This window comes from Acinetobacter rudis (genome assembly GCF_000829675.1).
Classification (GTDB): domain Bacteria; phylum Pseudomonadota; class Gammaproteobacteria; order Pseudomonadales; family Moraxellaceae; genus Acinetobacter; species Acinetobacter rudis.
Map to the genome: position 1 here is coordinate 1 of NZ_BBRX01000026.1, position 24,187 is coordinate 24,187.

At 40.3% G+C, this 24,187-nt stretch carries 23 protein-coding genes and 1 pseudogene; 8 read left to right on the forward strand and 16 right to left on the reverse strand.

Annotated features, from left to right (window positions below; all coding sequences use genetic code 11):
- The 3 genes and pseudogenes from Aru01_RS07480 to lptF form a co-directional block, all read right to left on the reverse strand.
- Positions 1-638: pseudogene (locus tag Aru01_RS07480) on the reverse strand (2,3-bisphosphoglycerate-independent phosphoglycerate mutase); the annotation flags it as partial.
- Positions 639-767: 129 nt separating this feature from the next.
- The gene (gene lptG / locus Aru01_RS07485; RefSeq protein ID WP_016654707.1) at positions 768-1,838 is read right to left on the reverse strand and encodes an LPS export ABC transporter permease LptG; all 1,071 of its coding nucleotides are present in this window, start codon (positions 1,836-1,838) and stop codon (positions 768-770) included.
- The gene (gene lptF, locus Aru01_RS07490) at positions 1,838-2,938 is read right to left on the reverse strand and encodes an LPS export ABC transporter permease LptF (RefSeq protein ID WP_040330963.1); all 1,101 of its coding nucleotides are present in this window, start codon (positions 2,936-2,938) and stop codon (positions 1,838-1,840) included. Before lptF ends, lptG begins: the two co-directional genes overlap by 1 nt.
- 146 nt (positions 2,939-3,084) lie before the next feature.
- On the opposite strand from lptF, the gene Aru01_RS07495 reads away from it, so the two are divergent.
- The 4 genes from Aru01_RS07495 (at position 3,085) to Aru01_RS07510 (ending at position 5,962) form a co-directional block, all read left to right on the forward strand.
- Positions 3,085-4,536 (forward strand): leucyl aminopeptidase, encoded by a 1,452-nt coding sequence (locus tag Aru01_RS07495; protein WP_016654705.1) that lies wholly within the window; start codon positions 3,085-3,087, stop codon positions 4,534-4,536.
- On the forward strand, positions 4,529-4,936 hold the full coding sequence (locus Aru01_RS07500; RefSeq protein WP_016654704.1) for a DNA polymerase III subunit chi: 408 nt from the start codon (positions 4,529-4,531) through the stop codon (positions 4,934-4,936). Before Aru01_RS07495 ends, Aru01_RS07500 begins: the two co-directional genes overlap by 8 nt.
- 35 nt (positions 4,937-4,971) lie before the next feature.
- Entirely contained in the window at positions 4,972-5,580 is a 609-nt protein-coding gene (locus tag Aru01_RS07505) for a hypothetical protein (protein ID WP_016654703.1), read from the forward strand.
- 163 nt (positions 5,581-5,743) lie between these two features.
- On the forward strand, positions 5,744-5,962 hold the full coding sequence (locus tag Aru01_RS07510) for a hypothetical protein (RefSeq protein WP_016654702.1): 219 nt from the start codon (positions 5,744-5,746) through the stop codon (positions 5,960-5,962).
- Positions 5,963-6,040: 78 nt separating this feature from the next.
- Here Aru01_RS07510 and Aru01_RS07515 read toward each other — a convergent pair whose 3' ends face one another.
- The 7 genes from Aru01_RS07515 to glnK all read right to left on the reverse strand — a co-directional run bounded on the left by Aru01_RS07515 (position 6,041) and on the right by glnK (position 12,211).
- Positions 6,041-6,586, reverse strand: a complete 546-nt coding sequence (locus Aru01_RS07515; protein ID WP_016654701.1) for a VTT domain-containing protein — start codon at positions 6,584-6,586, stop codon at positions 6,041-6,043.
- 103 nt (positions 6,587-6,689) lie between these two features.
- The gene (locus Aru01_RS07520) at positions 6,690-7,349 is read right to left on the reverse strand and encodes a riboflavin synthase (protein WP_016654700.1); all 660 of its coding nucleotides are present in this window, start codon (positions 7,347-7,349) and stop codon (positions 6,690-6,692) included.
- A 21-nt stretch (positions 7,350-7,370) separates the two neighbouring features.
- Entirely contained in the window at positions 7,371-8,669 is a 1,299-nt protein-coding gene (locus tag Aru01_RS07525) for a DNA adenine methylase (protein WP_016654699.1), read from the reverse strand.
- Entirely contained in the window at positions 8,666-9,760 is a 1,095-nt protein-coding gene (ribD, locus tag Aru01_RS07530; protein ID WP_040331007.1) for a bifunctional diaminohydroxyphosphoribosylaminopyrimidine deaminase/5-amino-6-(5-phosphoribosylamino)uracil reductase RibD, read from the reverse strand. The genes Aru01_RS07525 and ribD overlap by 4 nt, the downstream gene beginning before the upstream one ends.
- A 37-nt stretch (positions 9,761-9,797) precedes the next feature.
- A complete protein-coding gene (gene nrdR, locus Aru01_RS07535; protein ID WP_016654697.1) occupies positions 9,798-10,262 on the reverse strand; it encodes a transcriptional regulator NrdR in 465 nt (154 codons plus the stop codon).
- A 150-nt stretch (positions 10,263-10,412) separates the two neighbouring features.
- Positions 10,413-11,810, reverse strand: coding sequence for an ammonium transporter (locus tag Aru01_RS07540; RefSeq protein WP_016654696.1), 1,398 nt, complete (start codon positions 11,808-11,810; stop codon positions 10,413-10,415).
- Positions 11,811-11,872: 62 nt separating this feature from the next.
- Positions 11,873-12,211 (reverse strand): P-II family nitrogen regulator, encoded by a 339-nt coding sequence (gene glnK, locus Aru01_RS07545; RefSeq protein ID WP_016654695.1) that lies wholly within the window; start codon positions 12,209-12,211, stop codon positions 11,873-11,875.
- 290 nt (positions 12,212-12,501) lie between these two features.
- Between glnK and Aru01_RS07550 the strand changes: the two genes are divergently transcribed.
- Both Aru01_RS07550 and Aru01_RS07555 read left to right on the forward strand, forming a co-directional pair.
- On the forward strand, positions 12,502-12,735 hold the full coding sequence (locus Aru01_RS07550) for an accessory factor UbiK family protein (protein WP_016654694.1): 234 nt from the start codon (positions 12,502-12,504) through the stop codon (positions 12,733-12,735).
- A 65-nt stretch (positions 12,736-12,800) separates the two neighbouring features.
- Entirely contained in the window at positions 12,801-14,291 is a 1,491-nt protein-coding gene (locus tag Aru01_RS07555; protein ID WP_016654693.1) for a YifB family Mg chelatase-like AAA ATPase, read from the forward strand.
- Between the two features lie 120 nt (positions 14,292-14,411).
- On the opposite strand, the gene Aru01_RS07560 is transcribed toward Aru01_RS07555, so the two are convergent.
- From Aru01_RS07560 to Aru01_RS07570, 3 genes are all read right to left on the reverse strand, one after another.
- Positions 14,412-16,883, reverse strand: a complete 2,472-nt coding sequence (locus Aru01_RS07560; RefSeq protein ID WP_016654692.1) for a type VI secretion system Vgr family protein — start codon at positions 16,881-16,883, stop codon at positions 14,412-14,414.
- 404 nt (positions 16,884-17,287) lie between these two features.
- Positions 17,288-18,052 (reverse strand): TorF family putative porin, encoded by a 765-nt coding sequence (locus Aru01_RS07565; protein WP_016654691.1) that lies wholly within the window; start codon positions 18,050-18,052, stop codon positions 17,288-17,290.
- Positions 18,053-18,326: 274 nt separating this feature from the next.
- Complete coding sequence (locus Aru01_RS07570) at positions 18,327-19,079, reverse strand: TorF family putative porin (RefSeq protein ID WP_016654690.1); 753 nt, start codon at positions 19,077-19,079, stop codon at positions 18,327-18,329.
- Positions 19,080-19,452: 373 nt separating this feature from the next.
- On the opposite strand from Aru01_RS07570, the gene Aru01_RS07575 reads away from it, so the two are divergent.
- Positions 19,453-20,748, forward strand: coding sequence for an OprD family outer membrane porin (locus Aru01_RS07575; RefSeq protein WP_016654689.1), 1,296 nt, complete (start codon positions 19,453-19,455; stop codon positions 20,746-20,748).
- Positions 20,749-20,841: 93 nt separating this feature from the next.
- Here the strand turns inward: Aru01_RS07575 and ppa are convergent, their stop codons facing one another.
- Positions 20,842-21,369, reverse strand: a complete 528-nt coding sequence (gene ppa / locus Aru01_RS07580) for an inorganic diphosphatase (protein WP_016654688.1) — start codon at positions 21,367-21,369, stop codon at positions 20,842-20,844.
- A 125-nt stretch (positions 21,370-21,494) separates the two neighbouring features.
- Positions 21,495-21,893, reverse strand: coding sequence for an MAPEG family protein (locus Aru01_RS07585; RefSeq protein WP_016654687.1), 399 nt, complete (start codon positions 21,891-21,893; stop codon positions 21,495-21,497).
- A 106-nt stretch (positions 21,894-21,999) separates the two neighbouring features.
- Between Aru01_RS07585 and Aru01_RS07590 the strand changes: the two genes are divergently transcribed.
- Positions 22,000-22,383: a hypothetical protein gene (locus tag Aru01_RS07590; protein ID WP_016654686.1), complete on the forward strand. Its 384-nt coding sequence runs from the start codon at positions 22,000-22,002 to the stop codon at positions 22,381-22,383.
- Positions 22,384-22,462: 79 nt separating this feature from the next.
- On the opposite strand, the gene Aru01_RS07595 is transcribed toward Aru01_RS07590, so the two are convergent.
- Complete coding sequence (locus Aru01_RS07595; RefSeq protein ID WP_016654685.1) at positions 22,463-24,136, reverse strand: long-chain-fatty-acid--CoA ligase; 1,674 nt, start codon at positions 24,134-24,136, stop codon at positions 22,463-22,465.
- Between the last annotated feature and the right edge of the window lie 51 nt (positions 24,137-24,187).

Here is a 24,187-nt window from a genome sequence, read left to right on the forward strand (position 1 = left end):
CTTTCAGTCAATAGACGGTAAGCCTGTTCAACACGATCCCAACGGTTATCACGGTCCATAGCAAAGTAACGACCAATCATGCTGACGATACGACCTTGATTTGGATACTGTGCAAATAACGCATCTAATTTTGCCAAAGAAGGTTCAGCACTTTTCGGTGGTGTATCACGGCCATCAAGGAAGGCGTGTAAATAAACTGGCACACCGCGTTTTAATGCCAACTCACACATGGCAATAATATGATCTTGATGCGAATGTACGCCACCTTCGGAAAGTAGACCCATCACATGAACTGCTGCATTTTTTGCTTTAGCTTGTTCAACTGCATCAATTAAAATTTGATGTTCAAAGAATGCACCTGTACGAATATCTTTGGTAATACGTGTAAAGTCTTGATACAAAACTCGGCCAGCACCAAGGTTCATATGCCCCACTTCAGAGTTACCCATTTGACCATCAGGTAAACCAACATCTTCACCAGAACCAGAAATTAGACTATGTGGATGCTGATTTTTCATTGCTGTTAAGTTTGGTGTTTTCGCAGCAAGAAAAGCATTATCCTCCGTTGCCTCACGATGGCCTACACCATCCATAATGACCAATAGATGAGGAGTTTTGCCTACAGATGCATCCGTCATAATTCATACTCTTTTGTTTCGATATTAAACTGTATCTTAGCCAATTTTTAACCAAGACTCTAATGGGTGATTACGCTAAGCGCAATCTACTTTGCCACTAATCTATATGTAGCAAAGCATTCACAAGATTTATCTTGCTCGATATAGCAAATAGCCACCAACGATATACATGACAACAATGGGTAGAAACACAAACCATGCAGGTGATGGTGAGTACACCAAACTTGCATAACTTGCAAAGTCCTGAAGGTAATACACGCCGAGTCCGACAAACAATGCGATCACCAGACGAAAGCCCATAGATTGTTGACGTAATGGTCCAAAAACAAATGAACAAGCAATTAAAGTCAGAGCCAATAGTGAGAAAGGTGCACCCACTTTCTTCCAGAATGCTAGCTGATAGGTTTTAGGAACCTGACTATACTGCTTCATATAGCTCATAAAGCCGATTAATTCTGTCGGTGCCAGATCATCGGGATCTTGGGTCACCATATGAACAAATTTCGGTTGCAGTGCAAGGTTAAACATATGCTGAGGGATAGCTTGCAACTGCGCAGCACCACTATCGAGTATAGATAACTGTTGATTGCTATTTAACTGCCACTTACCCTCTTTAAGGAACTCACCTTGTTGTGCTTTCATTAAAGATTTTAGGCGATATTCATCGTCAAAGTTAATCACTTTGACATGGTTCAGTTTTCCTGCGGAGTTTGCGTAGTCAATATAGATAAAACGCTGTCCTTCACGAATCCAATAACCACGTACTTCACCCAAAACACTGACCGCTTGTTGGTCTTTGGTCAGGCGTGCTTTCTCTTTGGTATAAGGCAGTACCCACTGAACAACCATCAATGAGAGTAAAACTAAAACCAATGCAGGTCGCATCACCCAGCCCACGATCCGCCAAAGACTAATCCCTGCAGCACGCATCACCACCAATTCACTATTGGAGGCCATGCTCCCCAAGCCAAGTACAGCACCAATCAACGCTGAGATAGGCAAAATACGGTTAAAGTTATAAGGCGCATCCCACAGTACGTATTTGAGTGCTTCTAACGCACCATAGCCTTCTTTAAGGTTACTTAGCTCACCTACATAGGAAAATAGAATAAACAGAAAGGCCAAAACCAGTGTTGTTCCCAACATGGTCAAAGTCGTTGTCAGCGTCACATGGCGCGCTAAGATTTTAGTCGACTGCATTATGACCTCGCACGCTGTATACGTTTTTTAATTTTAGGAGCAAACTTTTGTTTACGTGAGAAAATTGCACCAAATATGGCATAAAACAATAAAACTGCAGGATAAGCCCAGACACCAACCTCTCCCTTGCTCATTCGTGTTTTGATCGCAATCAAACAAACAACCATACTGGCAAAAATTAAAATCGCAGGGAATAAACGGATATAGCGTCCTTGACGTGGTGTCACTTCAGACAGCCCCACAGCAAGAATTAAAGCCACAAACATAGAGAATGGCATAAAGATACGCCAACCTAACTCACTCAATACAACAGGGTTTTCTCGTCCTGCCCATAGCGTGCTCATTGTTAGGCCTTCGACTTCATTACTGCTATATCTGGCTTCTTTATCACTTTGAATACGAATACGATAGCTTTGGAACTCTGTCTTGGTATATTTTGCAGTAGTTGGATAAATCTCGTAACGACGCCCTTGAATCAAATCAACTACGCTCGCACCACTATCAGAGGTTTCGATACGTGTTGCTTCTTTGGCAAGAATCATGGTATCTGGCCGACTATCACGGTCAGCTCTTTGATAAATAAAAATATCTTTTAAATTTTTTCGATCTTGTGACAAAGAACCTGCATAGATCGTATAGCTTCCCGCCTGAATAAACTCTTGTGGACGTACAAGATCAAAACCTGCACGCACCGACTGAGTTGAATACAGCTGATAAAACTGACGTAATCCCCAAGGCGAGATCCACGTCAATAACAACATATGTGCGATTAAAAAGGCAATCGAGGTTGGGATCAGCAGACGAGCTAATCCATGCTTGCTCACCCCACTCCCATTGAGTACTGCCATTTCATGGTCAACATATAAGCGACCAAATACCAGCATTAACGCAATAAAGAAGCCAAGTGGAAGAATCAAAATCAGAAATTCAGGCAGACGAAATCCAATAATGCTAAACAAGATGCTGACATCGAGGTTGCCTTGTGCAGCTAAACCAAAGTATTTGATTAAGCGAGCACCTAATATGATCAAGGTTAACAAGCTCACCACCACCAATGTGGTTGCCATTACTTGTTTAAATAGGTAGCGTCTAATTATCAAATCAGATCTTCCAAAAAATTAAAATAAAGTTTGTGATCGCTAGTTTACCCGAATGTTAAAATATAAAACCACATCGATATTCGATTAATGATAGTCTTTCAATGTCTAAATGATTCATAACGTTAATGCAGGTAACCATACAGTTTATGAAAATCACCATAAATGCTGCACTTTCAGCACAAACTCAAAGCGAATATTTATCTATATTGGTTGATCAAAATGCACTTGCAAAGATCCAAACCACTTATCAAATTAATGACTTAGACAATCTACTGAATATTTCTCAATATAAAGCTGGTTTTGCCGAACAACTCCCTTTACTCGGTAAGATTGAACAACAAGCCAATGCAGCTTTACTGGGTCTAGACGATGCCGCGCAAGTGAAACCTGCCAAATTAGCCAAACTTGCTCAAACCATCTTAGACAATAGCCAGAAAAAGTTTAAACAAATTAGCATTGATATTTCAGCTCTTCCTCAAGAATTACATTATCTTTTTGCCCTGAGCCTAACTCAAGCGGCTTATGGTTATGATGCATATAAATCTAAAAAAAGCACTGCGATTCTCACTCAAATTGACCTAATTTCTGATGTAACCAGTCTAGATCAGGCTCAAGTTAACCTCATTCAAGCGGTTGCAAAAGGACAAAATTTTGCCCGTGACCTAGGTAACTGTCCTGGCAATATCTGTTTTCCTGAGTATCTCGCACAGCAAGCAATTGATTTAGCAGAGCAATATCCACAGCTATTGAAAGTCACTGTACTTGAAGAAGCTGAAATTACTGAACTTGGTATGCATGCTTTCTTGGCTGTGAGTAAAGGTTCTGATCGCCCGGGTCGTATCATTAGCCTAGAATACCGTGCTGACCTCGAACAAGCTCCAGTGGTATTGGTTGGTAAAGGCATTACTTTTGATACAGGTGGTATTTCATTAAAACCAGGCCCAGGCATGGATGAGATGAAATATGATATGTGCGGCGCAGCCTCAGTGCTGGGTACATTACGTGCGCTTTGTGAAGCAGAATTACCTGTACATGTAGTTGGTACAATTGCGGCAGCAGAAAATATGCCTTCTGGCCACGCAACTCGCCCAGGCGATGTAGTCACCAGTATGAGCGGTCAAACCATTGAAATTTTAAACACTGACGCAGAAGGCCGTTTAGTCCTATGTGACACGTTAACCTATGTCAAACGTTTTAACCCTGCTGTTGTTATTGATATTGCGACGTTAACTGGTGCTTGTGTTGTAGCTTTAGGTAAAGTGGTCAGTGGTCTTTTCTCCCCAGATGATGCTTTAGCAGATGAAATCACTCAAGCGGGACAAGAGAGTTTTGACCGTGTATGGCGCTTGCCGATTCTAGATGACTATCAAGAGCTCTTAAACTCAAGCATCGCAGATATTGGTAATATCGGTAATGCAGGTCCTCAAGCAGGTTCAATTACTGCGGCATGTTTCCTTGAACGCTTTGCTCGTGACTATCGTTGGGCACACCTTGACGTGGCGGGTACTGCTTGGGTTTCTGGAGCAAATAAAGGGGCAACCGGTCGCCCAGTTCCGCTTCTTGTTCAATTCATTGCCAACCGAATCCAAAATGACTAAGGTTAACTTTTACCTTTTTGAACAAAGCAATGAACGGTTAGTGCATAGCACTAGCCGTTTGTGTAGAAAGATCTTAAGAAAGCCAGTTAAAATCTGGTTATATTGTCCAGATCAACACTTACAGCAACAGTTGGATGATGAGCTGTGGAGTTTTGATGCCAGTAGTTTTTTAGCGCATGGTATCAATCAAACACAGGCACCAATTTGTATTTCTGCTGAACTACCTGATGATAAGACTTGGATCGTATTCAATTTTGATCAACACGCAATTGATCCAACAATACAATTTGAACATATCATCGAAATCATAGAAAATAACGAGCCTGCAAAAGTCATTGGTAGAGAAAAATTTAAAACATATCGCCAACATGGAATACAGGCACAAACCTATAAGCTTTGACGTATACGTCAACATCCGAATATGAGGAAAATATCGTGACATTAAATGTCGGTCAAGACTTTAAAAAACGTTGGCTCAATGCACCTGAAATTGTGCGTCAAACTTTACTTGAAGATTTAACACGTATTGGTGAGTTACTTAAAGTTGAGACGGATCTAGCACAATGGCTAGATCACGATTTACGTTCACAGCAAGTCTCTCAGCTGAAAATTGAACAAGCCCACATCGCGCTTAAAGAACAGCTCATTGAGGCAGCAAGACAACGTAAACAGCATGCTTTAGAACTGTCTCTTGCAGAAAAGCGTGCAACACAACAGGCTTATATCGAACAATTGAAGCACGATGAAGCTGAACAGTTCCAACAGCAGCAGCACAGTTTAAGCACACTAAAAGACAAAATTGATGCAGAAATAATCGCTTATAGTAATCGTTTTGATCAAGTGAATATCACTACTGAGACTGGTGGCTCGACTACAGCTCACCGAGTCGAAACTCAACATAGCGAACAAGAAATAGCCAATATTCGCCTACGTTTAGAACTAGAATCTGAGCAAATTATTCAGCAGGCGCTCAGTGCATTAAAAGTTAACTTACAACAAGCAGCTCAAGAAGAGATTAATTTCATACTGAAAAAACTTGGTTAATCATTGTATAACCCGCTAAATATGTGGTGAAAAATTTTGGTTGTCACAATACTGTAACTAAATCGTCACATCATATGCGTGTAACGAGATGAAGGATTTATATTTTTATTCTTCATCGTTATATGGACTCATATGAATTATAGCGACTGCAAAGGGATGTAAAATGACTGAGTTAAATCAAATTTGGAATAAAATTGCCCTACTGAGTTCTGGTGAGACATGGACAATATCTGCACAAGATTTATTGATTAGTCGTGCAGACTTTCATTCTATTTCAGCTTATTTATCTCATGAGTCTGAAAAAGGAAAATTCACCATCGAAATTCCCAAACAAACCAACGCCTGGTTTAATCAGACTTCATTCACTATTACCAAGTCTTAAGCAAATCATTATAAAGTCAATTCAACAGATTCAAGATATTCTGTTATATAAAATAGCAGAATAGTCTCTACGCTTTGCTTAAAGCCAATCTAAAACACTCGAAAACAGATTGCCCAAACCATAACCTACACCCAGTAAAAGACTAATCCAGATCCAACCACCTAAAACGTTATACAACATAAACGTGGTGTATTTCATATGACCTGAACCAGCAGCAAAGGGTGCAAATGAACGTACAAATGGGATAAAACGAGCCATTAAAATGGTTTTACCACCATGTTTTTCAAAATAATAATAAGTCTTTTTAATATATTCAGGTTTAAACCAACGTGAATGTTGATGGAAGTACTTCACTCCCAGCACCCGCCCGGTATGATAATTGACGATATACCCTAAAGTCGAAGCAATAAACAATAAGATGCCCATATAATGCAAATGTACATTATCAGCTGTCGAACACATTGCCCCGATTGCAATCAATAAACTATCACCTGGCAGAAAGAACATAAATACAGAGCCAGTTTCAGCAAAAATAATTAAAAATAGAATGGCATAAATCCACAAGCCATAATTTTCCAGCAAGGTCGGGAGCATTTGTTCAACATGCAGCAATATCTCCATCATTGCGATGACCCTGTTTCAAGTTGTTTCATGCACTTTATTCCCGAAGTAAAGTAATTAAAAAAAAACAGTCTATTGTATATGAGACAGTCTATTTTACGTATATTTACTTTAAGAAGCCATTTTCTGCTAAAAACTGCATACTAATATTTGATTTTTTATTTTGTTCAGCAGCACGATCACCCAGCATTAAACGCTCGATATAACGGGCAAGCACATCAACTTCAATGTTTACACGTGTTCCAACTTTCCATGTTGAAATATTGGTACGTTCAGCTGTGTGAGGAATGACATTAAGACTCATTACACAGCCGTGTAAGTAGTTGATTGTCAAACTAATTCCATCAATAGTGACTGAGCCTTTTTCAGCTAAATACTTGGCAATTTCAGCAGGAGCAGTTACTTCAAAATAAATTGAGCGCGCATCCTGTTTTAATTGTGTAATTTCACCTACCGCATCTACATGACCACTCACGATATGGCCACCAAATCTGGTTGTCGGCAACATGGCTTTTTCCACATTGACCACCAAACCAGTTTGCCAATGAGCAATCGTTGAACGCGTTAGACTCTCTTTAGACACATCCGCTGCGTACCAGTTTTTACCCCAATCGGTCACGGTCAAACAAATCCCATTGGTTGCAATAGAATCACCAAGATGTACATCAGAAAGATCAAGTTCAGTTTGAATTTGCAAACGTAGATCTCCACCCATATTCTGGATTTGCTCTACTCGACCTAAACTTTCAATAATGCCTGTAAACATAAGTACAATCTCGTTTATTAATTACCACAATGCCAATTGAGTGCTGACGCCTGAAGTATCTACCCCACCTAACTCAGCAAAATGATACAACTGCCCTAAAAGCTGTCGTAGTGGCGGTCCTGCTTTAGCATGCGTATCAGTAATCACAATAAATTCTAATACCCGTGCACGATCAGATTGACGTTGTTTGCTGACGCGATAGCGTGGTACATCTTGAGTCAACAACGTGACCTTGCCACGTTGTAAATTTGCTTTAAGCAAATCTTTGGCCTCAATATTACCATCAGTAGAATAACTGGTCAGAATGTAACGTGCATTAATTGTCGACAATAAAGTTTCATAAGCTTCTTGTGCGTGCTTAGATGAGTTATAAGAACTTGGACGTTCTTTACGCCATGCACGATCAATACCGCTCTTAAAACCTTTGGTATCTGGTGTAGGTAAATCGACCTGATCCCATAAAGTTAAGGAGTTTAACACATGATAATTACTACTATAAGCGTGTTGGTTATAGGGCGGATCTAAATAAGCAACATCAACCTCAAAACCACTCATTTGACTGGCCAAGTGTTGTGCATCGACACACCACATTTCTGCCATTGGACTTTGCGTTTTACTTGCACCGACATCACAAAATAGACTTGGGGTAAGCATCAGTTGAGATTCAATACGTTCTAATGCTGTACGAGTACGTCCACCCCAGCCCTGATGAAAACTTTTAAATACGCCACTGGTATTACTGACAAAACTTGCTGAATACAGCAAGGGGGCCAATAATGCACTCATCTCTACATCATCAATCGCACCTTGCGCTTGCCAAGTCGCAATTTGCTGACGAATCGCATCAATGCGCATTCCATTACGTCGTTTAAAGAACAGTCGATCACGACTTGGGTCATAAACTTCGTCATTTCGTGGACATAAATTATGTGTCACCCACCCCTTAACTTCGGGTAGACGGTTGAGATAATCTATGGCTTTTTGATAACCACCCAATTCCTTAAATGCAGGTGCAGATGTTGCAGATAAAATCGCATGATTGAGCGCATGACTATAGGGTTCCCAATCATTGGCGATTACACGGTAACCATGCTCACGAGCCAAACGTGAAACAACCCCACTTCCTGTAAAAAAGTCAGCAAAAATAGGCGCACGTTTCTTATCAGTATTGAGGGTGCCTGTCAGCTCTAAAGCTTCTAAAATCAAATGTAATAGACGGCGCTTATTGCCCAAATAAGGGACCAGTTGATGAAAAAGATACTCATCTGTCGTCCGCGCGGCATGACGACGCTTGTGATATACCGAAGTCTCTTGATTCATACTGTCTCTTGCATAGGGATGAGTCTTAAACGCAAATCGCGACCCACTTGGGTTACATCGATCAAGTTAAAACGTAGTTGTTCTGACATGTGGTTTAACTCACCAGCAAACATGCTGCGTGCAGACTGCCCAAGTAGCGTCGGCGCAACATAGCTAATAAGTTCATCAACCAAATTTTGTTGTAAAAAAGCAGTTGCTAAGGTTGCGCCTGCTTCAACCATGATGTCAAAAAATTGATAATTTTGACGTAAAAACACCAGTAAATCAGCCAGTGCCATGATAGGCAATTGTAACACACCCAAATCCGCTAAATCTTGGCGAAATGGCCCCATGACCATAACTGAATCAGGCTGTTGTAACATTTTAGCGGTTACAGGTAAGCGCCCCTGTCGATCGAGCACAATACGCATTGGCTGTACTAAATTGGCTTTGGCTTGTTCAACATAAGCGGGGATATCTCGGACATTCAGCAGGCAATCATCGGCCAGTACTGTATCTACACCCGTTATTACAGCTGCAGAGATCGCACGCCAATGCTGTACATCTAAACGAGCCTCAGCACCAGTGATCCATTTAGACTCACCCGATGCCATCGCTGTGCGACCATCTAGACTCGAAGCCATTTTCAAACGAACGTAAGGCTTCCCTTCAGCCATAGATTTTAAAAAGCCTCTGTTCAATGCAGCAGCTTGTGTCTCACAAACACCATGCTCAACCTGAATACCCGCCTGGGTTAATATCTCAACCCCTTTTCCAGCAACGAGCGGGTTTGGATCTAGACAGGCAATCACTACACGGCTCACCCCTGACTTGCTCAAAGCTAAGGCACAAGGCGGTGTACGACCATAATGTGCACAAGGCTCTAAAGTCACATAGGCTGTAGCACCATGGCTGTTGCTCCCTGCTTGATTTAAAGCAAAAACCTCAGCATGAGGCTGCCCAGCTTGGGGATGAAATCCCTCACCAAGCAATTGGCCATCTTTGACAATAACACAGCCAACATTAGGATTTGGTCGAGTCGTATAAATACCACGCTGCGCTAAAGAGATGGCATGTTGCATCCAATATTGATCTTGCTGTTGTGTTGACATTTGCGCTAGCTGCGCAGCACTTTGATAAGGGAGTGAATCAGTCATTTAAATCTCGGCGTAACATCGATTCAATTTGTTGACGAAAAGCTTCTACATCTTGGAAATCCTGATAGACCGAAGCAAATCGAACATAAGCAACATGATCTAAAGCAAATAACGCTTTCATCACAATTTCACCGATGAGTCTTGATTTAACATCACGCTCACCTAATCTTCTGATTTGTAGCTGAATATCACTTAAAGCACTTTCAATTTGTTCTTGTGTAATCGGTCTTTTTTGTAAGGCATGCATGAGCGAACGACGTAATTTTTCTTCGTCAAAAGGCTCATTTTTACCATTAGATTTGATCACACGCGGCATGACCATTTCATAACTTTCAAAGGTTGTGAATCTTTCCGCACAACTTACGCACTCACGACGACGACGGATTTGGCTGCCTGAAGCGGCTAAACGCGAATCGATCACTTTACTATCCGCGACATTACAAAATGGACAATGCATGCTGATTGGACTAATTAAAATATAAACCAGACCAGTCTACCAAAAAAAAAATAAATTGGCTGCGTTTAAAATCAATATATAGAAAAAAAACAGCTCATTTGAGCTGTTTTACACAAGATATAGTTATTGAACGATCAATTTAACTTATCATCACTCGATACGTTCGCCATGTTGACTTAAGTCAAGTCCCATGCGCTCTTCATCAGCTTCAACACGGATTCCTATAACAATATCAATAAGTTTTAGGAGAATAAAGGTCACTACAGCCGAATATGCAATTGTTGCCAATACCCCTTCTAATTGTATCCAGAGTTGATGCCCCATATGAGTCGGCACTTTGTCCCCCATAATCAACTCACTGGCAAATACAGCAGTCAATAATGCACCTGCGATACCCCCTACAGCATGTAAGCCAAAGGCATCCAATGAGTCATCCGCTTTAAGAATTCGCTTCAATGCTGTTGTACCCCAGAAACACAGTACCCCGCCGATTAAACCCATAAATAAAGCACCAGAAACATCAACAAAACCTGCAGCAGGTGTAATCACCACTAAACCTGCAATTGCGCCTGATGCACCACCTAAAACAGAAGCCTTGCCGCGAATAATTCTTTCTGCGAGTAACCAGCTTAGCATGGCTGCCGCTGCTGCAACTTGAGTTGTAACCAGTGCAAAAGCTGCTGAACCACTAGCTGTAAGTGCAGAGCCGCCATTAAAGCCGTACCAACCCACCCAAATTAAACTCGCACCAAGCACTGTTAAAGTGAGGTTATGGGGCGCCATAGATTCTTTGCCTAGCCCCATACGTTTGCCCAGCATATAAGCAGTCACCAAACCAGCCACACCTGAGTTAATATGAACAACCGTGCCCCCAGCAAAATCTAGTGCACCATCATTCATTAACCAACCACCACCCCAAACCCAGTGTGCAATCGGTGCATAAACAATGATCACCCATAAACTAATAAAAGCAACAAAGGCACTAAATTTCATACGTTCAGCGATAGAACCACTGATAATAGCCACAGTAATAATAGCAAAAGTCATTTGAAAAATAACAAATAAAATTTCTGGAATTGTGCCACTTAGTGTATCTGGTGCTATGCCTGCCAGCATGACTTTATCAAAGTTACCAACAAAGGCATTCCCTGAACCAAAGGCTAAAGAATAACCAATAACCACCCAAACAATGCTGACCACTCCTGCAGCGACAAAACTATGCGCCATAGTACTCAGTACATTTTTTTTACGGACCATACCACCATAAAACAGAGCTAGACCCGGAATGGTCATAAGTAAAACTAAGGCGGTGGAGATCAGTACCCAAGCGGTATCACCACTGTCAATTTCGGCTTGATCAGTGACTGCGACAGTTATGCTTGGATCATTGGAAACATCAGAATGTGTCGCTACTGCGACTGTTGTTGTACTTGGTGTATTAACTTGTTCTGTAGTATTTATGGATTCAGGCGCATTGCTTTCGGCCCACACGCCCGAACCAGAAAAAAGTGCGCCAGACAAACTGAGCGCTAGCAGTATTTTTTTCATTGTTCCCCAACCTATTTTTTTCAGTTTTGACTTAGTTTGCGATGAGCAAAATTTATGCCAAATCAGACCGCATCTGGACCAGTTTCACCTGTACGAATACGGATTACTTGTTCCAGATTTGTGACAAAGATTTTGCCATCACCAATTTTTCCAGTACTCGCGACACGGGTAATAGATTCAATGACTGGATCCACGAGTTCATCACTAATCGCGATTTCAATTTTCACTTTAGGGAGGAAATCAACCACATACTCAGCACCACGATAGAGTTCGGTATGACCTTTTTGACGACCGAAGCCTTTAACTTCAGTTACAGTGATGCCTTGGACACCAATTTCCGAAAGCGCTTCACGCACGTCGTCGAGTTTGAATGGTTTAACAATTGCAGTTACAAGTTTCATTTTGTTTTCCTTCGGCTTTTTTCACCAGTAAGGTTCTATGTTCAATAATCATGCCAAAAGCTTCATAGCGGTTGGGGGTGCTAATAACTCTTGTCATGCGTTGTCTTTTATAACCTATTTTATAGGGCGACTTATAGTGTCCCTTTAAAAAAAACACATGGAATCTCAGGAAATTTAATTTTTATTATCGATTTAATATCAAATTAATGCTCTTAGTCAGTTATGGCTAGGGACTCCCGTCCTAGCAATGTTACACTCAGCCGTATCAAGCCAAATTCGATGGATCAATCATGATTGAAGTACTTGTACAAGCTATCTTAGAACAAATTGAACAACCTAAAAAAGACCTTGAACACAACTTACATGCCCTACTCAGTGAGGCTGTAACTAAAATGGATCTAGTGTCTAAAGAGGAAATTCAACGTCAACAAACGATGCTCGATAACGCTAATTTACGTCTCGCCCAATTGCAGGCACAACTTCAAGCGCTCGAGACAGAATTACAGCGTCAAAGTTCAAACTAATTGCACCATTTTAAAGCAAAATAAGCAAAATTGACTAAAAATAAAGCAAAAATGGATAATAATAAATGTCTTTTGCCAAGATTTACACGCGTGCTTTACTTGGCCTACATGCAGCTTCAATAGAAGTTGAGGTACATGTGAGCCAAGGTTTACCTTCTTTAACCATTGTTGGTTTGGCAGAAGCAGCCGTACGTGAAAGTAAAGACCGAGTACGTTCTGCGATTATTAATAGCGGTTTTCAGTTTCCCAACAAACGACTCACCATTAATCTTGCCCCTGCTGATTTGCCCAAAGATGGGTCACGTCTTGATCTTCCGATTGCACTCGGAATTTTAATTGCCTCTGGGCAATTACCTGAGCAAGTCACAGATGACTTTGAATTTGTTGGAGAACTTGCACTAGATGGTCATCTGCGCCCAGTTTCTGGTGCACTAAGCATTGCTATGGCTTGTCAGCGGGATCAACATCGTCTGATGATATCGCAACAAAATGCAGCAGAGGCTGCCCAATTACCACGCATTGAGGTTTTTGCAGCATCTCACTTAAAGCAGGTCTGTGAACACTTTTTAAAACAACGGCTCATTGCCCCCATAACCAAACAATATATCCAGCATGATCATCATTACCCTCTCGACTTAGCCGATGTTAAAGGCCAATTACGTCCTCGACGTGCACTCGAGATTGCAGCAGCAGGTGGACACTCTATTTTATTCCGTGGCCCTCCTGGTACAGGAAAGACTTTATTGGCTTCTCGACTACCGAGCATTTTACCCCCACTCAACACCGAAGAAAGTTTAGAGGTTGCCAGCATCTACTCTATTGCCAATCAACAAGTTACCCTTGGCCAGCGCCCCTTTCGCAATCCACACCATACTGCATCAGCAGTAGCTTTGGTTGGTGGTGGCTCGCAGCCTAAACCTGGAGAAATTACTTTATCGCACTTGGGTGTATTATTTTTAGATGAACTTCCTGAGTTTGATCGCAAAGTTTTAGAAGTTCTCAGACAGCCTCTTGAATCAAAAACTATTATCATTTCACGCGCTGCACGACAAATTAGTTTTCCAGCCAATTTTCAACTGATCGCGGCAATGAATCCTTGCCCTTGTGGTTATGCGTTTAACCAAGACAGTCGCTGCCAATGTTCAATAGATGCGATTAAACGTTATCAAAATCGGATTTCTGGTCCGTTATTAGATCGTATTGATTTACACATCGATGTTCCACCACTTAAAGCGCAAGAACTTCAAAGTACAACCCCAGTTGAAGATTCCGCTCAAGTCAGACTTCGCGTCAAAGCGGCTTATCAACTACAAATTCAACGTCAGCAACAACTTAATCACAACTTAAGTCCACAACAACTCAGTCGTTATGCAGAATTAGATGCAACTTCAAACCATATTTTGGATCAGGCCCAAAAACGTCTAAATTTATCTGCACGTGCCTATCACCGCATTATCCGTGTTGCACGCACCATAGCTGATTTAGCCCAAAGTACAAAAATCGAAGCTCCCCACATCACTGAATCCTTGTCGTATCGACGAGCTGAGATAAATTAACAAGGTATTTAATTAATTTAAGCTCAATAGCCGTTTCAAATCTAACTTTTCAAATAAATGTTTATCGATATCTTCTATGGGCACTGTTAAAAAGTATTGACCAGCCTTGTACTGCAACTTCTAGTGACTACAAATTCTCACTCCATCTGGACCAAGTTCTATCTGTGAAGCATTTACAGTCAGAAGAATTTTCTTTCTAGCCATCAGCTCAACCTTATCTTCTGTCGACATGATTTGAATTTTACTGCGGGCAATTAAATCCATCACACCATCATGCGCATGAATTTCAACTGGTCCTTTAGCAGCAACCAATTTCATCCCATTTTGTGCGGCAAACAAACTGATCCGCTCTAAAGCTTGAGCAATTAGATTATGCTGTGTACTTAGATTGATACTATCACCAGCACACTGATGAATTTTTCCATCTGCAGAAAGATAAATGTGATCCTGACTTGAGAGCGCGATAGCTTCTGGTGAGGTCAACAATAAAATTGCCTTATTAAATCTGGCAACACTGCCCTCAATTTGTGCAGCGAGTTGTTGTAATTGCTCAACAGATTCGATTTCATCTGTTTGTTGATTCTTAGCAACATCACTTAGTGCTTTAACGCGTTGTTGACTCGATTCAAGCTGTGTTTTGGCGGGTTCAGCATGAAGATGCTCACCCTGTGCTTGATCTTGTTTATAGGTTGAAATTAATAGTCCTTCTCCAGCACGTATCGCCCCCCATTGATCCGTTCTTAACTCAAAACCTTCACCGCGATCATCTGATTTTTCACTTTCTTTAGGCTGACTCAGTTTTCCTAAGTTAAGTTGACTGGCTCCATGGCTACTCTGTAATTGGCTACTGATCTGACCAGTACTATCATCAAACCTAAGTTGCCCAAAGCCCTCGCCATGCACCTCTTTTGAGCGGATGCCACTCAGCTTTTTTGTTTCTGGCAGTTTGGCTTTTCCATCAAATTGCGTTGGATTACGTGAACCCTCATGAATACGTCCAAGTACGAAGGGTCGATCGATATTGCCATCAAAAAAATCTATCACCACAATTTCACCAATGCGTGGTAAAAACCTTACCCCATAGCCCTCACCAGCCCAAGGCGTAAGCACATCAACCCACGCTGAGTCGGTATCATTGTCATTTGAACCAGCACCACCATCATGACGATGGTCTTCATCACGGGTAAATAAAAAACGAACTTTAATTCGCCCCCATTCATCGACATGAATTTCTTCACCCGCAGGTCCTACAACTTTAGCGCGCTGTGGATGTGCAATAGGACGATGTTGTAATGGATGATAAGCAGGTACGGTTGCAACAGTGCGCCGCTGTAATGTCAGCAGATTAGCTTGACGTTCAGCTTGCTGACTTAGATCTTGAATAGGCCAATGACTTTGTGTAAGCAAAGCCACCACCTGATCATTTAAATCTTTAGGTAAATTATTTTGATGAAAAAAAGTCTTTGAGGTAATCAAGAACTCTCGATCTGTTGCGCTATGTAAGTCAATTTCAGGATGCCCATTTAACGCAAACCAGTACCCAACTTGTGCATCTCTTACACTAGAGCGTGCCATAAACTGTTTGGCTTCAGATTCATAATAAGTTGATAAATTTCGATTAAAACGTTCCACTTGCGCATTTCCTGAAGCCGAGACTTGATCCTCTCCCTTGAGATCTTGCATCCAAGCTGGACTAAAGTGCCAAGCTTGTTCTAGATTTAAGCTGGAATTATCTTGTTTATCACTGTGTTGATGATGACTTAAAACAGAACCTGCACCATCTTCTTGCTCAAGCGCATCAGCTTGCCAACGCTGTATATGTACTGCTGTGGGCTGTAAACAACGCTGTGCCACAAAACTATTAATGTTATCTTGCCGTTCAGTTGCAGAACTACGCTGAAAGTATATGTTACGACGCTCTAAGGCCTGAAACTGGCTACTGTCATCAATTAGGCGAAGCTTCTGTGGCTCAATCTGTGCCAAAGGATGATCTACCACGAGCTGTGCTTCATCGATTAAAAAGTTAATACCTTCTTGGCGCATTAAACGTTTTAAAAATTCATCGTCCGTTTCATTGTGTTGCATCACAAAAGGCCGGATATCATAGTCAAGTTGTAGGCCGCTCAAATCTAAACTCAAGCTGGCTGCAAAAACAGGACTCTTCTGTTGCCATTCCTTAAAGATAATTTCAATAATTTCTATCACTGACTTCGACATAAATACCCGGCTATTACGTCGATGTTTCCAGAGTGCTGTTGGGTCTTGAAGTTGTAATTTATAGACTGTTAATGCACCATCAGACTGGCCCTGCTGTGCACCCGTAACAATGCCTGAACATCGAAAAAATTGACCACGATCTGTCACATTATCAACAGCTACTTGGCTACCCACGAACTGTTTAAGTGAAATCGTTGCATCAGTGGACAAACAAAGTAACTCAGCATCCAAGCCTTGGTTTAATGCATGTTTACCGTCTATGCGCTGTAAATAAAGCAATTGATTTAGCGCTACATTAGAAAATTGTATGTGTAATGCGCCTTTTTTTGCACTCAACCCTAAATTTTCAAGGGCATTTTGAATATTTCTGAGCATTGTTGTAATGACCGTATTTTTATTTAGAAAATATTAACAATAAAGGCAGTGTGTTCACAATTCAGCGAATTTTTATTTTGTTTTAATTCGGTTAATAGTTTTGATCAGATATAAAGTGCAGTGTCATATCAAGCACCATTTATGTAAAACTGACTAAGTGAAATTATGCTTAAAAATTCAACCAACGATCAGTATGAAATGATCAGCAAGATCAAATCCATCCTATCCTCTTGATATAAAATATTTTTATTATTAAAAACCTTAGTGAAACCCCAACACTAATTAGAATTACTAAACAATAATCCAATCGTTTCTGACGTTTAAATACTACGTAATCTATTTATCAATACGCAAAAAAGGCGGTGGTCAACCGCCTATGATCTATGCGAGCTTTGATGTGTTTTTTAAAAATTATAGCTGAGACCAAATACCACTTTATTTTTTTGTTTTTCATCCATTCGATCGTAGCCACCCACAATATAATCTAAATTCATGTTGGCACCTGTATTGCCTAAAGCATGGCTTAGACCGACTGTTAAATGACGAAAATTAAAATCATCTTTGGTCTCTAAGTTATTACTTTTTTTACCATAAAGATAAGCACCCAATGCAGCACGGCCAGTTAGCTCATAAGGTAGTTCATGTGAATAGCTCAGTAAAAAGTAAGTATCACCACGATTAGCAGTATCAACGTTAGATGTTGCCGTTTGTGCACTTAAAGCCACATCTTTGTAATTAAGTCCTAATAGGGTTTCAAAAAAATCAGACTTAGCATCTGAACCATAATAGTAATAATAGGTTCCCCCTACGGTATATCCCCAGTCGTCGTTAATCTTACCGCGATAACCTAAATTAAAGTCATTTTCAAATGCATCCCGACCTTGGTATTTTTCTGTTTCAGCATCAAAATCTGTCAATGAATAACCCAGTGTTGAGCCCCAATATCCCAAATAAAACCCAGTAGGATGTGCATACTCTAATCCGGCTTGTAATGTCACTTTGTCGTTTTCTGGCGCATTGGTAATACCACGAAAGTCATAGCTAGAAAGTACTGCGATATTTCCAGTTATTTCCCCAGGAAAAGGAGCGAGCTTTTTATCTTCTGCATAGCTAAGACCTGATACAGTGGATAATAAAATGCTTAAGGATAGACTTTTATTCAAATTCATATGGATCACACTCCGTTTGAGTAATTTTTAAATCGTGATGTGCCGCGCTCTTACTCAGCAAATGCTATGCCAACGCAAACAGACAACCGTAAGATTTCAACCAAACGTAGTATTCACTGGGATCGCGTAAACTCTCTATCCCCCTTTTTAAGACTGTGCATAAAATTTTCATAAAAAAAACATGCACTAAAAAAGGCGCATAAACAAAAAATTTATGCACCTAAAATAATCAATATTATTAAATCAGAAGAAATGATGATTCAGATTGGATCAATTAGAACTGATAGTTTAAGCCAAACACGACATGATCTTTTAGGTCCTCACCGATACGATTTTTGCCACCATAAATATAATCTACAGAAGCAAGTAACCCTGTATTGGCAAACTGTTTACTCAATCCTAGGCGTGCATCACTTAGAACAAAATCTTTTGTTGTCGTCACGATCTGGTCATCTCGACTGCTGTTATAAGCTGTCGCGCCAATAGATGTGTTTAAACTAAAATCATTGACTAATGGATGACTATACGCAGCACCCAAGTAGGTATCACCTGCATTACTTGTTGCAGCATCAGCAACGATCACTGCGGCCGATAAATTCAAATTTTTATAGATCACATTTGCAGAAACATCATAAGTCGTGATATCACGCTGATCACCCTGCTCTGCACTCACTTTATTGGCATCATGGTAAATATAAGCCATGCTTTGCAATCGATAGCTCCAATTTGTAGTAAGTTGTTGGCCATAGGCAATATAAAGATTATGTTCAAAGCCTGTGGCTTTCTCCTCACGACCAGGGTTGTAATCTAACGTCGATCCCCAATACCCTACGCGCATACCACTTTGATGTGCATACTCCAATCCACCTTGTGCAGCAAGATCATTACTTTCCACACCACCACGATAGATGTATTTACTCACTACGCCAACGTTACCTGAGATTTCAGACTCAGCAGCAAAAGTTGAGTATGAAAAAGTCGAAAATAATAAAGCGAGAATCACTTTGTACTGAACAATAGGCTTCATATCACGAATCTGTCTAAGTGAAAAATTTGAAAGGCGGCATTTTACTGCGGATTTAATTAAATTGGTTCAATTTTTAGTGACTTTTATCAGTGTTAATATTTTCTTATCGAAAGCAATGCATATGCACATAAGCACAAGCGCCTAATTGACTGTAATATGCATCACAAGTTTTATGTATTTCTTTGTAGATTCCCTAAAAAATCAATTTATTAGAAAAAAATACTCATCGTACTTATACGATTTTTTACTACTTTTAGTAGAAAAAAAATAATTAAAAACCACAAAAACGATTTCTTTTTTTTAAATTACTTATACAATCTAGTTTTTTCTGAGCACAGTAAAAAAACTGTAATTAATTGAGAAGAGGCTTTCAATGCTAAAAGCACAACAACTTACACTAGCAGTTCTGATTCAAGCTGCCATGATTAGCTCTGCGGTCGCTAGTGAACAAAGTGAATCAAAAGGATTTGTAGAAGATGCTGAAGCTTCGGTTTTATTTCGTACTGGCTACTTAACTCGCGATAAAAAACACGGTGTACCAGATACTAGCTCAACGGCTCAAACTGCAATTGTAGACATTGATTCTGGTTTTACCCAAGGAACCATTGGTTTCGGTGTAGGCTTTGTCGGTGATGCCTCATTTAAATTGGGCAGCAACAATAATACTGGCAATGACATGATCCCACAGAAGAGTACGACAGGTACTGCTTATGACACTTGGGCCCGTGGTGGTGCAAGCATCAAAGCCCGTGTTTCAAACACAACGATTCGTTATGGTACTCAAGTTCTCGATATTCCTGTACTTGCAAGTAATACTGCACGTCTTGTTCCTGAATACTTTACAGGGACTTTACTTACCAGCCATGAAATCAAAAATTTAGAAGTGATCGGTGGTAAATTCACTAAAAATACACTATCAAACCAAATCAGCACAGATGGCAACCACCTTCGTAGTGCTTGGGTTTGGGGTGCTAAATACCAATTCGATGACAACTTAAAAGCGGCATACTATGGTTTAGACGTTAAAGATAAACTTGATCGTCACTATATCAATGCGAACTATAAAATCCCATTGGCAGAGCAAAGTGCTTTAACTTTAGATTTCAGTGGTTACCGCACTACATTTGAACCGGGTGCAGATGTATATTCAGCTTCTGGTCCAGCGGGCGAAGAAAAAACAAATAATATCTGGGCTGTCTCAAGTACTTATAACCAAGGTCCACATACTGTAATGTTGGCTTACCAACAAAACACGGGTGATGTGGGTTATGACTACGGTGGCAATGGTGATGGTAAACAGAGTATTTACCTGCCGAACTCATATTTGTCTGACTTTATTGGTAATCGTGAAAAATCAGCTCAAGTTCAATATAACTTAGACCTCGGTGCCTTTGGTGTACCAGGTTTAAATTGGACAACTGCATATGTTTATGGTTGGAACATTCACGTAGCAAACTCAAAGAATCCGAATGAGTTGCTTACTGATAATGCAACAGAACGTGAATTCTTTAACCAGTTGAAATATACCGTACAAAGTGGTTTTGCTAAGGATGTAAATCTACGTGTACGTAACTCTTATTACCGTGCAAGTGCTGACTATAATCCAGCCTACATCGGCGATACCAACGAATGGCGTATCTTCCTAGATATTCCTGTGAAATTCTTCTAAGACTGATTTCACAAAGTTAAAAAAACCTGCAATTTAAAATTGCAGGTTTTTTTATGTCATCGTGATCTAAGAATAAACCACTATTTCAATGTCTTATTTTTTAGCAGCTTCGATTGATTTCAATACTTCAGCTTTAGCAACTTCAGAACCTTCCCAACCAGTCAACTTAACCCATTTACCAGGTTCAAGATCTTTGTAGTGTTGGAAGAAATGCTCTACTTGTTGGATCAGTAGTGCAGGAAGATCTGTGTATTCCTTCACATCTTTATACAATGGAGAAAGTTTTTCGTGTGGTACAGCGATCAATTTAGCATCAATCCCACCATCATCTTCCATGTTTAGTTTACCTACAGGACGGCAGCGAATCACTGAGCCTGGTACAACTGGGTATGGAGTAACAACAAGTACGTCCAGTGGGTCACCATCTTCAGACAAAGTATTTGGTACATAACCATAGTTTGCTGGGTAGAACATCGCTGTACCCATGAAACGGTCAACAAATAATGCATCTGAATCTTTGTCTACTTCGTATTTGATTGGTGCTGCGTTTGCAGGAATTTCAATAACGACATAGATATCATTAGGTGCATCTTTACCTGCAGGAATATTGCTGTAACTCATAACAATCTCTTTTAACACTTCAGTTGTATGTAAATTCTTGACAATTATAACCCGTTATTGATTCATCTGTTTTTATTTATAGTCACCGAAATCGTAAAAATCAGTTAAAGCAGATAAAAAACGAATTAAACCAAACGGATGATACTGATCAGTAGCCAGATTGGGCAAGCCATTGAGAGCACCCATATGACAGATCTTAAACTTGACCAATTCGCCAAATAGCAAATGCCATAAAGAATACGCAGCACAATATAGGCAATACCCATCATCATAATCAGGATCTGAGGAATAACCATATATTCAGCCATTAACACTGCAGCAATAAATAAAGGTAAACTCTCAAAACTATTTTGTTGTGCAGCATTGGCTCGAGCAGCTAATCCTGTTGTCTTAGCAAAAAATGCGCGTGGATCTTGGTTATCTTCAACTTTAAAACCACCAAATAGTCTTGCAAGTAGCGAAAAGACATAAGGTAGTAAGCACGCGATTAAAATCAGGTAAACAATGCCTTGAATTCCAGACATGATTTTATTCTCAAGAAAAATCTATGTTTAGTATCATAGCATGGTGTTAAACCAATAATTTTTGTTAAATACAAGGTTTTGGTAAATTGTTCACATCGGAGGGAAAATGCCCCATTCAGAACAACAGCAAATGTTGGATCAACTTGCCGAACAAAAGCTGCGGCAAAAACAAGTCGACCGTATCCTCAAGATGGTTTTACCTGTAGTCGCCTTTTTAATCACTGTGATTTGTGCCAACTTAAATTGGCAATCAACCTTAGGGACTTTTATCGTCTTTTGGCTTGGCCTATATGCAGTGGGGATTTGGCGTTTCAATTTATATTACAGCATGGCAGCTGTTGCGGTGTATTGCTTGGTTGATATTTATTTAAGCTTTCATGGCACACTTCCAGTTCAAGCTGTGGGTAGACAAATGGGTACCCTACTGACATTTATGCTGATTCTTGGCTTAAGTCGACCTTATATTGACCGCTGGATGGTAAAAAAATAACTTACGCTCCGATTTGAAAAAACCGAGCGGCAAATGACTCTGCGCTCGGTTGATCGATTTATATGATGCGATGCTTGAATTATTTACGTAGATCTTTACGTAAAATTTTTCCAACATTCGATTTTGGTAATTCATCTATAAATTCAACATAACGTGGACGTTTATAGCCTGTTAAGTTCTCTTTAGCATAAGCCAAAATTTCTTCAGTGGTCAGTGATTGATCTTTTTTCACGACAAATAATTTCGGCACTTCACCTGATTTTTCATCTTTGACACCAATTACAGCAACTTCAAGCACTTTTGGATGATTCGATACTACTTCTTCAATTTCAGATGGATAAACGTTAAAACCTGAAACCAAAATCATGTCTTTTTTACGGTCAACAATCTTGGTATAACCGCGCTCATCCATGACAGCAATATCACCAGTACGGAAGAAACCGTCAGCAGTCATGACTTTCTCAGTTTCATCTGGACGGTTCCAATAGCCCTTCATGACTTGCGGACCACGAATTGATAATTCACCCTGTTCACCTAAAGGCATGTGATTACCGTCATCATCTAAAATCGCAATATCTGTAGACGGTAAAGGAATACCAATTGTTCCAGTAAATTCAGTACCAGCAGGTGGGTTTACAGTTGCAACAGGAGAAGTCTCTGAAAGACCATAGCCTTCAACGATGTTCGAACCTGTAATTTTTTTCCATGCTTCAGCCGTAGATTGCATTACCGCCATACCACCGCCCATCGAAATTTTTAGACGGCTATGATCAAGCTGTTTAAATTCTTCGTTATGCACCAAAGCGTTAAACAAAGTATTTACCGCTGGGAAGAATGTTGGTTGATATTTACGTAATTCTTTAATCACCGCAGGTAGGTCGCGTGGGTTAGGAATCAAAATATTTGCTTGACCTTTGTACATCCCATAAAGAGCACAAACCATAAACGCAAAAATATGATAAAGCGGTAACGCACAGAAAACGCGATCATCTTTTTCGCTATCACCTGGACCAAATTTACTTTGGAAGATCCCATCACATTGCAACAAGTTCGCAACCAAGTTACGGTGCGTTAATTCTGCACCTTTAGATACACCTGTTGTACCGCCTGTATATTGTAATAATGCTGTATCACTTAAGCTAAGTTGAGGGCGCTTATAATTATTTGCATTAGTTTTTTCCATCGCTGCATTAAATTTAATGTAGCCTGGGATATTCCATGCAGGAATCTGTTTACGTACTTTACGTAGTACAAAATTAACCAAAGTGCCTTTGAGCGTGCCCAACATGTCACCGACAGTGGCAACGACGACATGTTTAACTGCAGTTTTACCCAAGATAGCTTGGTAAATCGTTGCAAAGTTCTCAATGATGACCAATACCTCAGCACCAGAGTCATTCAACTGATGCTCAAGCTCACGAGAAGTATAAAGTGGGTTAACATTGACCAATACCAAACCAGCACGGAACACCGCAAGTGCCACGACAGGATACTGTAAAACGTTAGGCATCATGACAGCTACACGAGTACCTTTAGCCAATCCTAAACTCTGTAAATATGCTGCAAATTTACGACTCGCGATTTCTAATTCGCTAAAAGTCATTACCTTATCCATAAAGATAAAGGCATCACGTGAACCAAATTTTTGAAAATTGCGTTCGATAATATCGACCAGCGAAGTATTTTCAGATGGCAATTCTATAGACTCTGGGATTCCAGTTTTTTGGTATTCAGCCAACCAAGTTTTTTCCATAACGCCACAGTCTCCAATTAATTATCCTGAGTTGTAAAGTATTTTTTCTCG

Bases quoted from the DNA above. Each gene is read 5' to 3' on its own strand.
- lptG (WP_016654707.1), bottom strand. From the start codon at position 1,838: ATGCAGTCGACTAAAATCTTAGCGCGCCATGTGACGCTGACAACGACT.
- Aru01_RS07495 (WP_016654705.1), top strand. From the start codon at position 3,085: ATGAAAATCACCATAAATGCTGCACTTTCAGCACAAACTCAAAGCGAA.
- Aru01_RS07500 (WP_016654704.1), top strand. From the start codon at position 4,529: ATGACTAAGGTTAACTTTTACCTTTTTGAACAAAGCAATGAACGGTTA.
- Aru01_RS07510 (WP_016654702.1), top strand. From the start codon at position 5,744: ATGACTGAGTTAAATCAAATTTGGAATAAAATTGCCCTACTGAGTTCT.
- Aru01_RS07515 (WP_016654701.1), bottom strand. From the start codon at position 6,586: ATGATGGAGATATTGCTGCATGTTGAACAAATGCTCCCGACCTTGCTG.
- Aru01_RS07520 (WP_016654700.1), bottom strand. From the start codon at position 7,349: ATGTTTACAGGCATTATTGAAAGTTTAGGTCGAGTAGAGCAAATCCAG.
- Aru01_RS07525 (WP_016654699.1), bottom strand. From the start codon at position 8,669: ATGAATCAAGAGACTTCGGTATATCACAAGCGTCGTCATGCCGCGCGG.
- ribD (WP_040331007.1), bottom strand. From the start codon at position 9,760: ATGTCAACACAACAGCAAGATCAATATTGGATGCAACATGCCATCTCT.
- nrdR (WP_016654697.1), bottom strand. From the start codon at position 10,262: ATGCATTGTCCATTTTGTAATGTCGCGGATAGTAAAGTGATCGATTCG.
- Aru01_RS07540 (WP_016654696.1), bottom strand. From the start codon at position 11,810: ATGAAAAAAATACTGCTAGCGCTCAGTTTGTCTGGCGCACTTTTTTCT.
- glnK (WP_016654695.1), bottom strand. From the start codon at position 12,211: ATGAAACTTGTAACTGCAATTGTTAAACCATTCAAACTCGACGACGTG.
- Aru01_RS07550 (WP_016654694.1), top strand. From the start codon at position 12,502: ATGATTGAAGTACTTGTACAAGCTATCTTAGAACAAATTGAACAACCT.
- Aru01_RS07555 (WP_016654693.1), top strand. From the start codon at position 12,801: ATGTCTTTTGCCAAGATTTACACGCGTGCTTTACTTGGCCTACATGCA.
- Aru01_RS07560 (WP_016654692.1), bottom strand. From the start codon at position 16,883: ATGCTCAGAAATATTCAAAATGCCCTTGAAAATTTAGGGTTGAGTGCA.
- Aru01_RS07565 (WP_016654691.1), bottom strand. From the start codon at position 18,052: ATGAATTTGAATAAAAGTCTATCCTTAAGCATTTTATTATCCACTGTA.
- Aru01_RS07570 (WP_016654690.1), bottom strand. From the start codon at position 19,079: ATGAAGCCTATTGTTCAGTACAAAGTGATTCTCGCTTTATTATTTTCG.
- Aru01_RS07575 (WP_016654689.1), top strand. From the start codon at position 19,453: ATGCTAAAAGCACAACAACTTACACTAGCAGTTCTGATTCAAGCTGCC.
- ppa (WP_016654688.1), bottom strand. From the start codon at position 21,369: ATGAGTTACAGCAATATTCCTGCAGGTAAAGATGCACCTAATGATATC.
- Aru01_RS07585 (WP_016654687.1), bottom strand. From the start codon at position 21,893: ATGTCTGGAATTCAAGGCATTGTTTACCTGATTTTAATCGCGTGCTTA.
- Aru01_RS07590 (WP_016654686.1), top strand. From the start codon at position 22,000: ATGCCCCATTCAGAACAACAGCAAATGTTGGATCAACTTGCCGAACAA.
- Aru01_RS07595 (WP_016654685.1), bottom strand. From the start codon at position 24,136: ATGGAAAAAACTTGGTTGGCTGAATACCAAAAAACTGGAATCCCAGAG.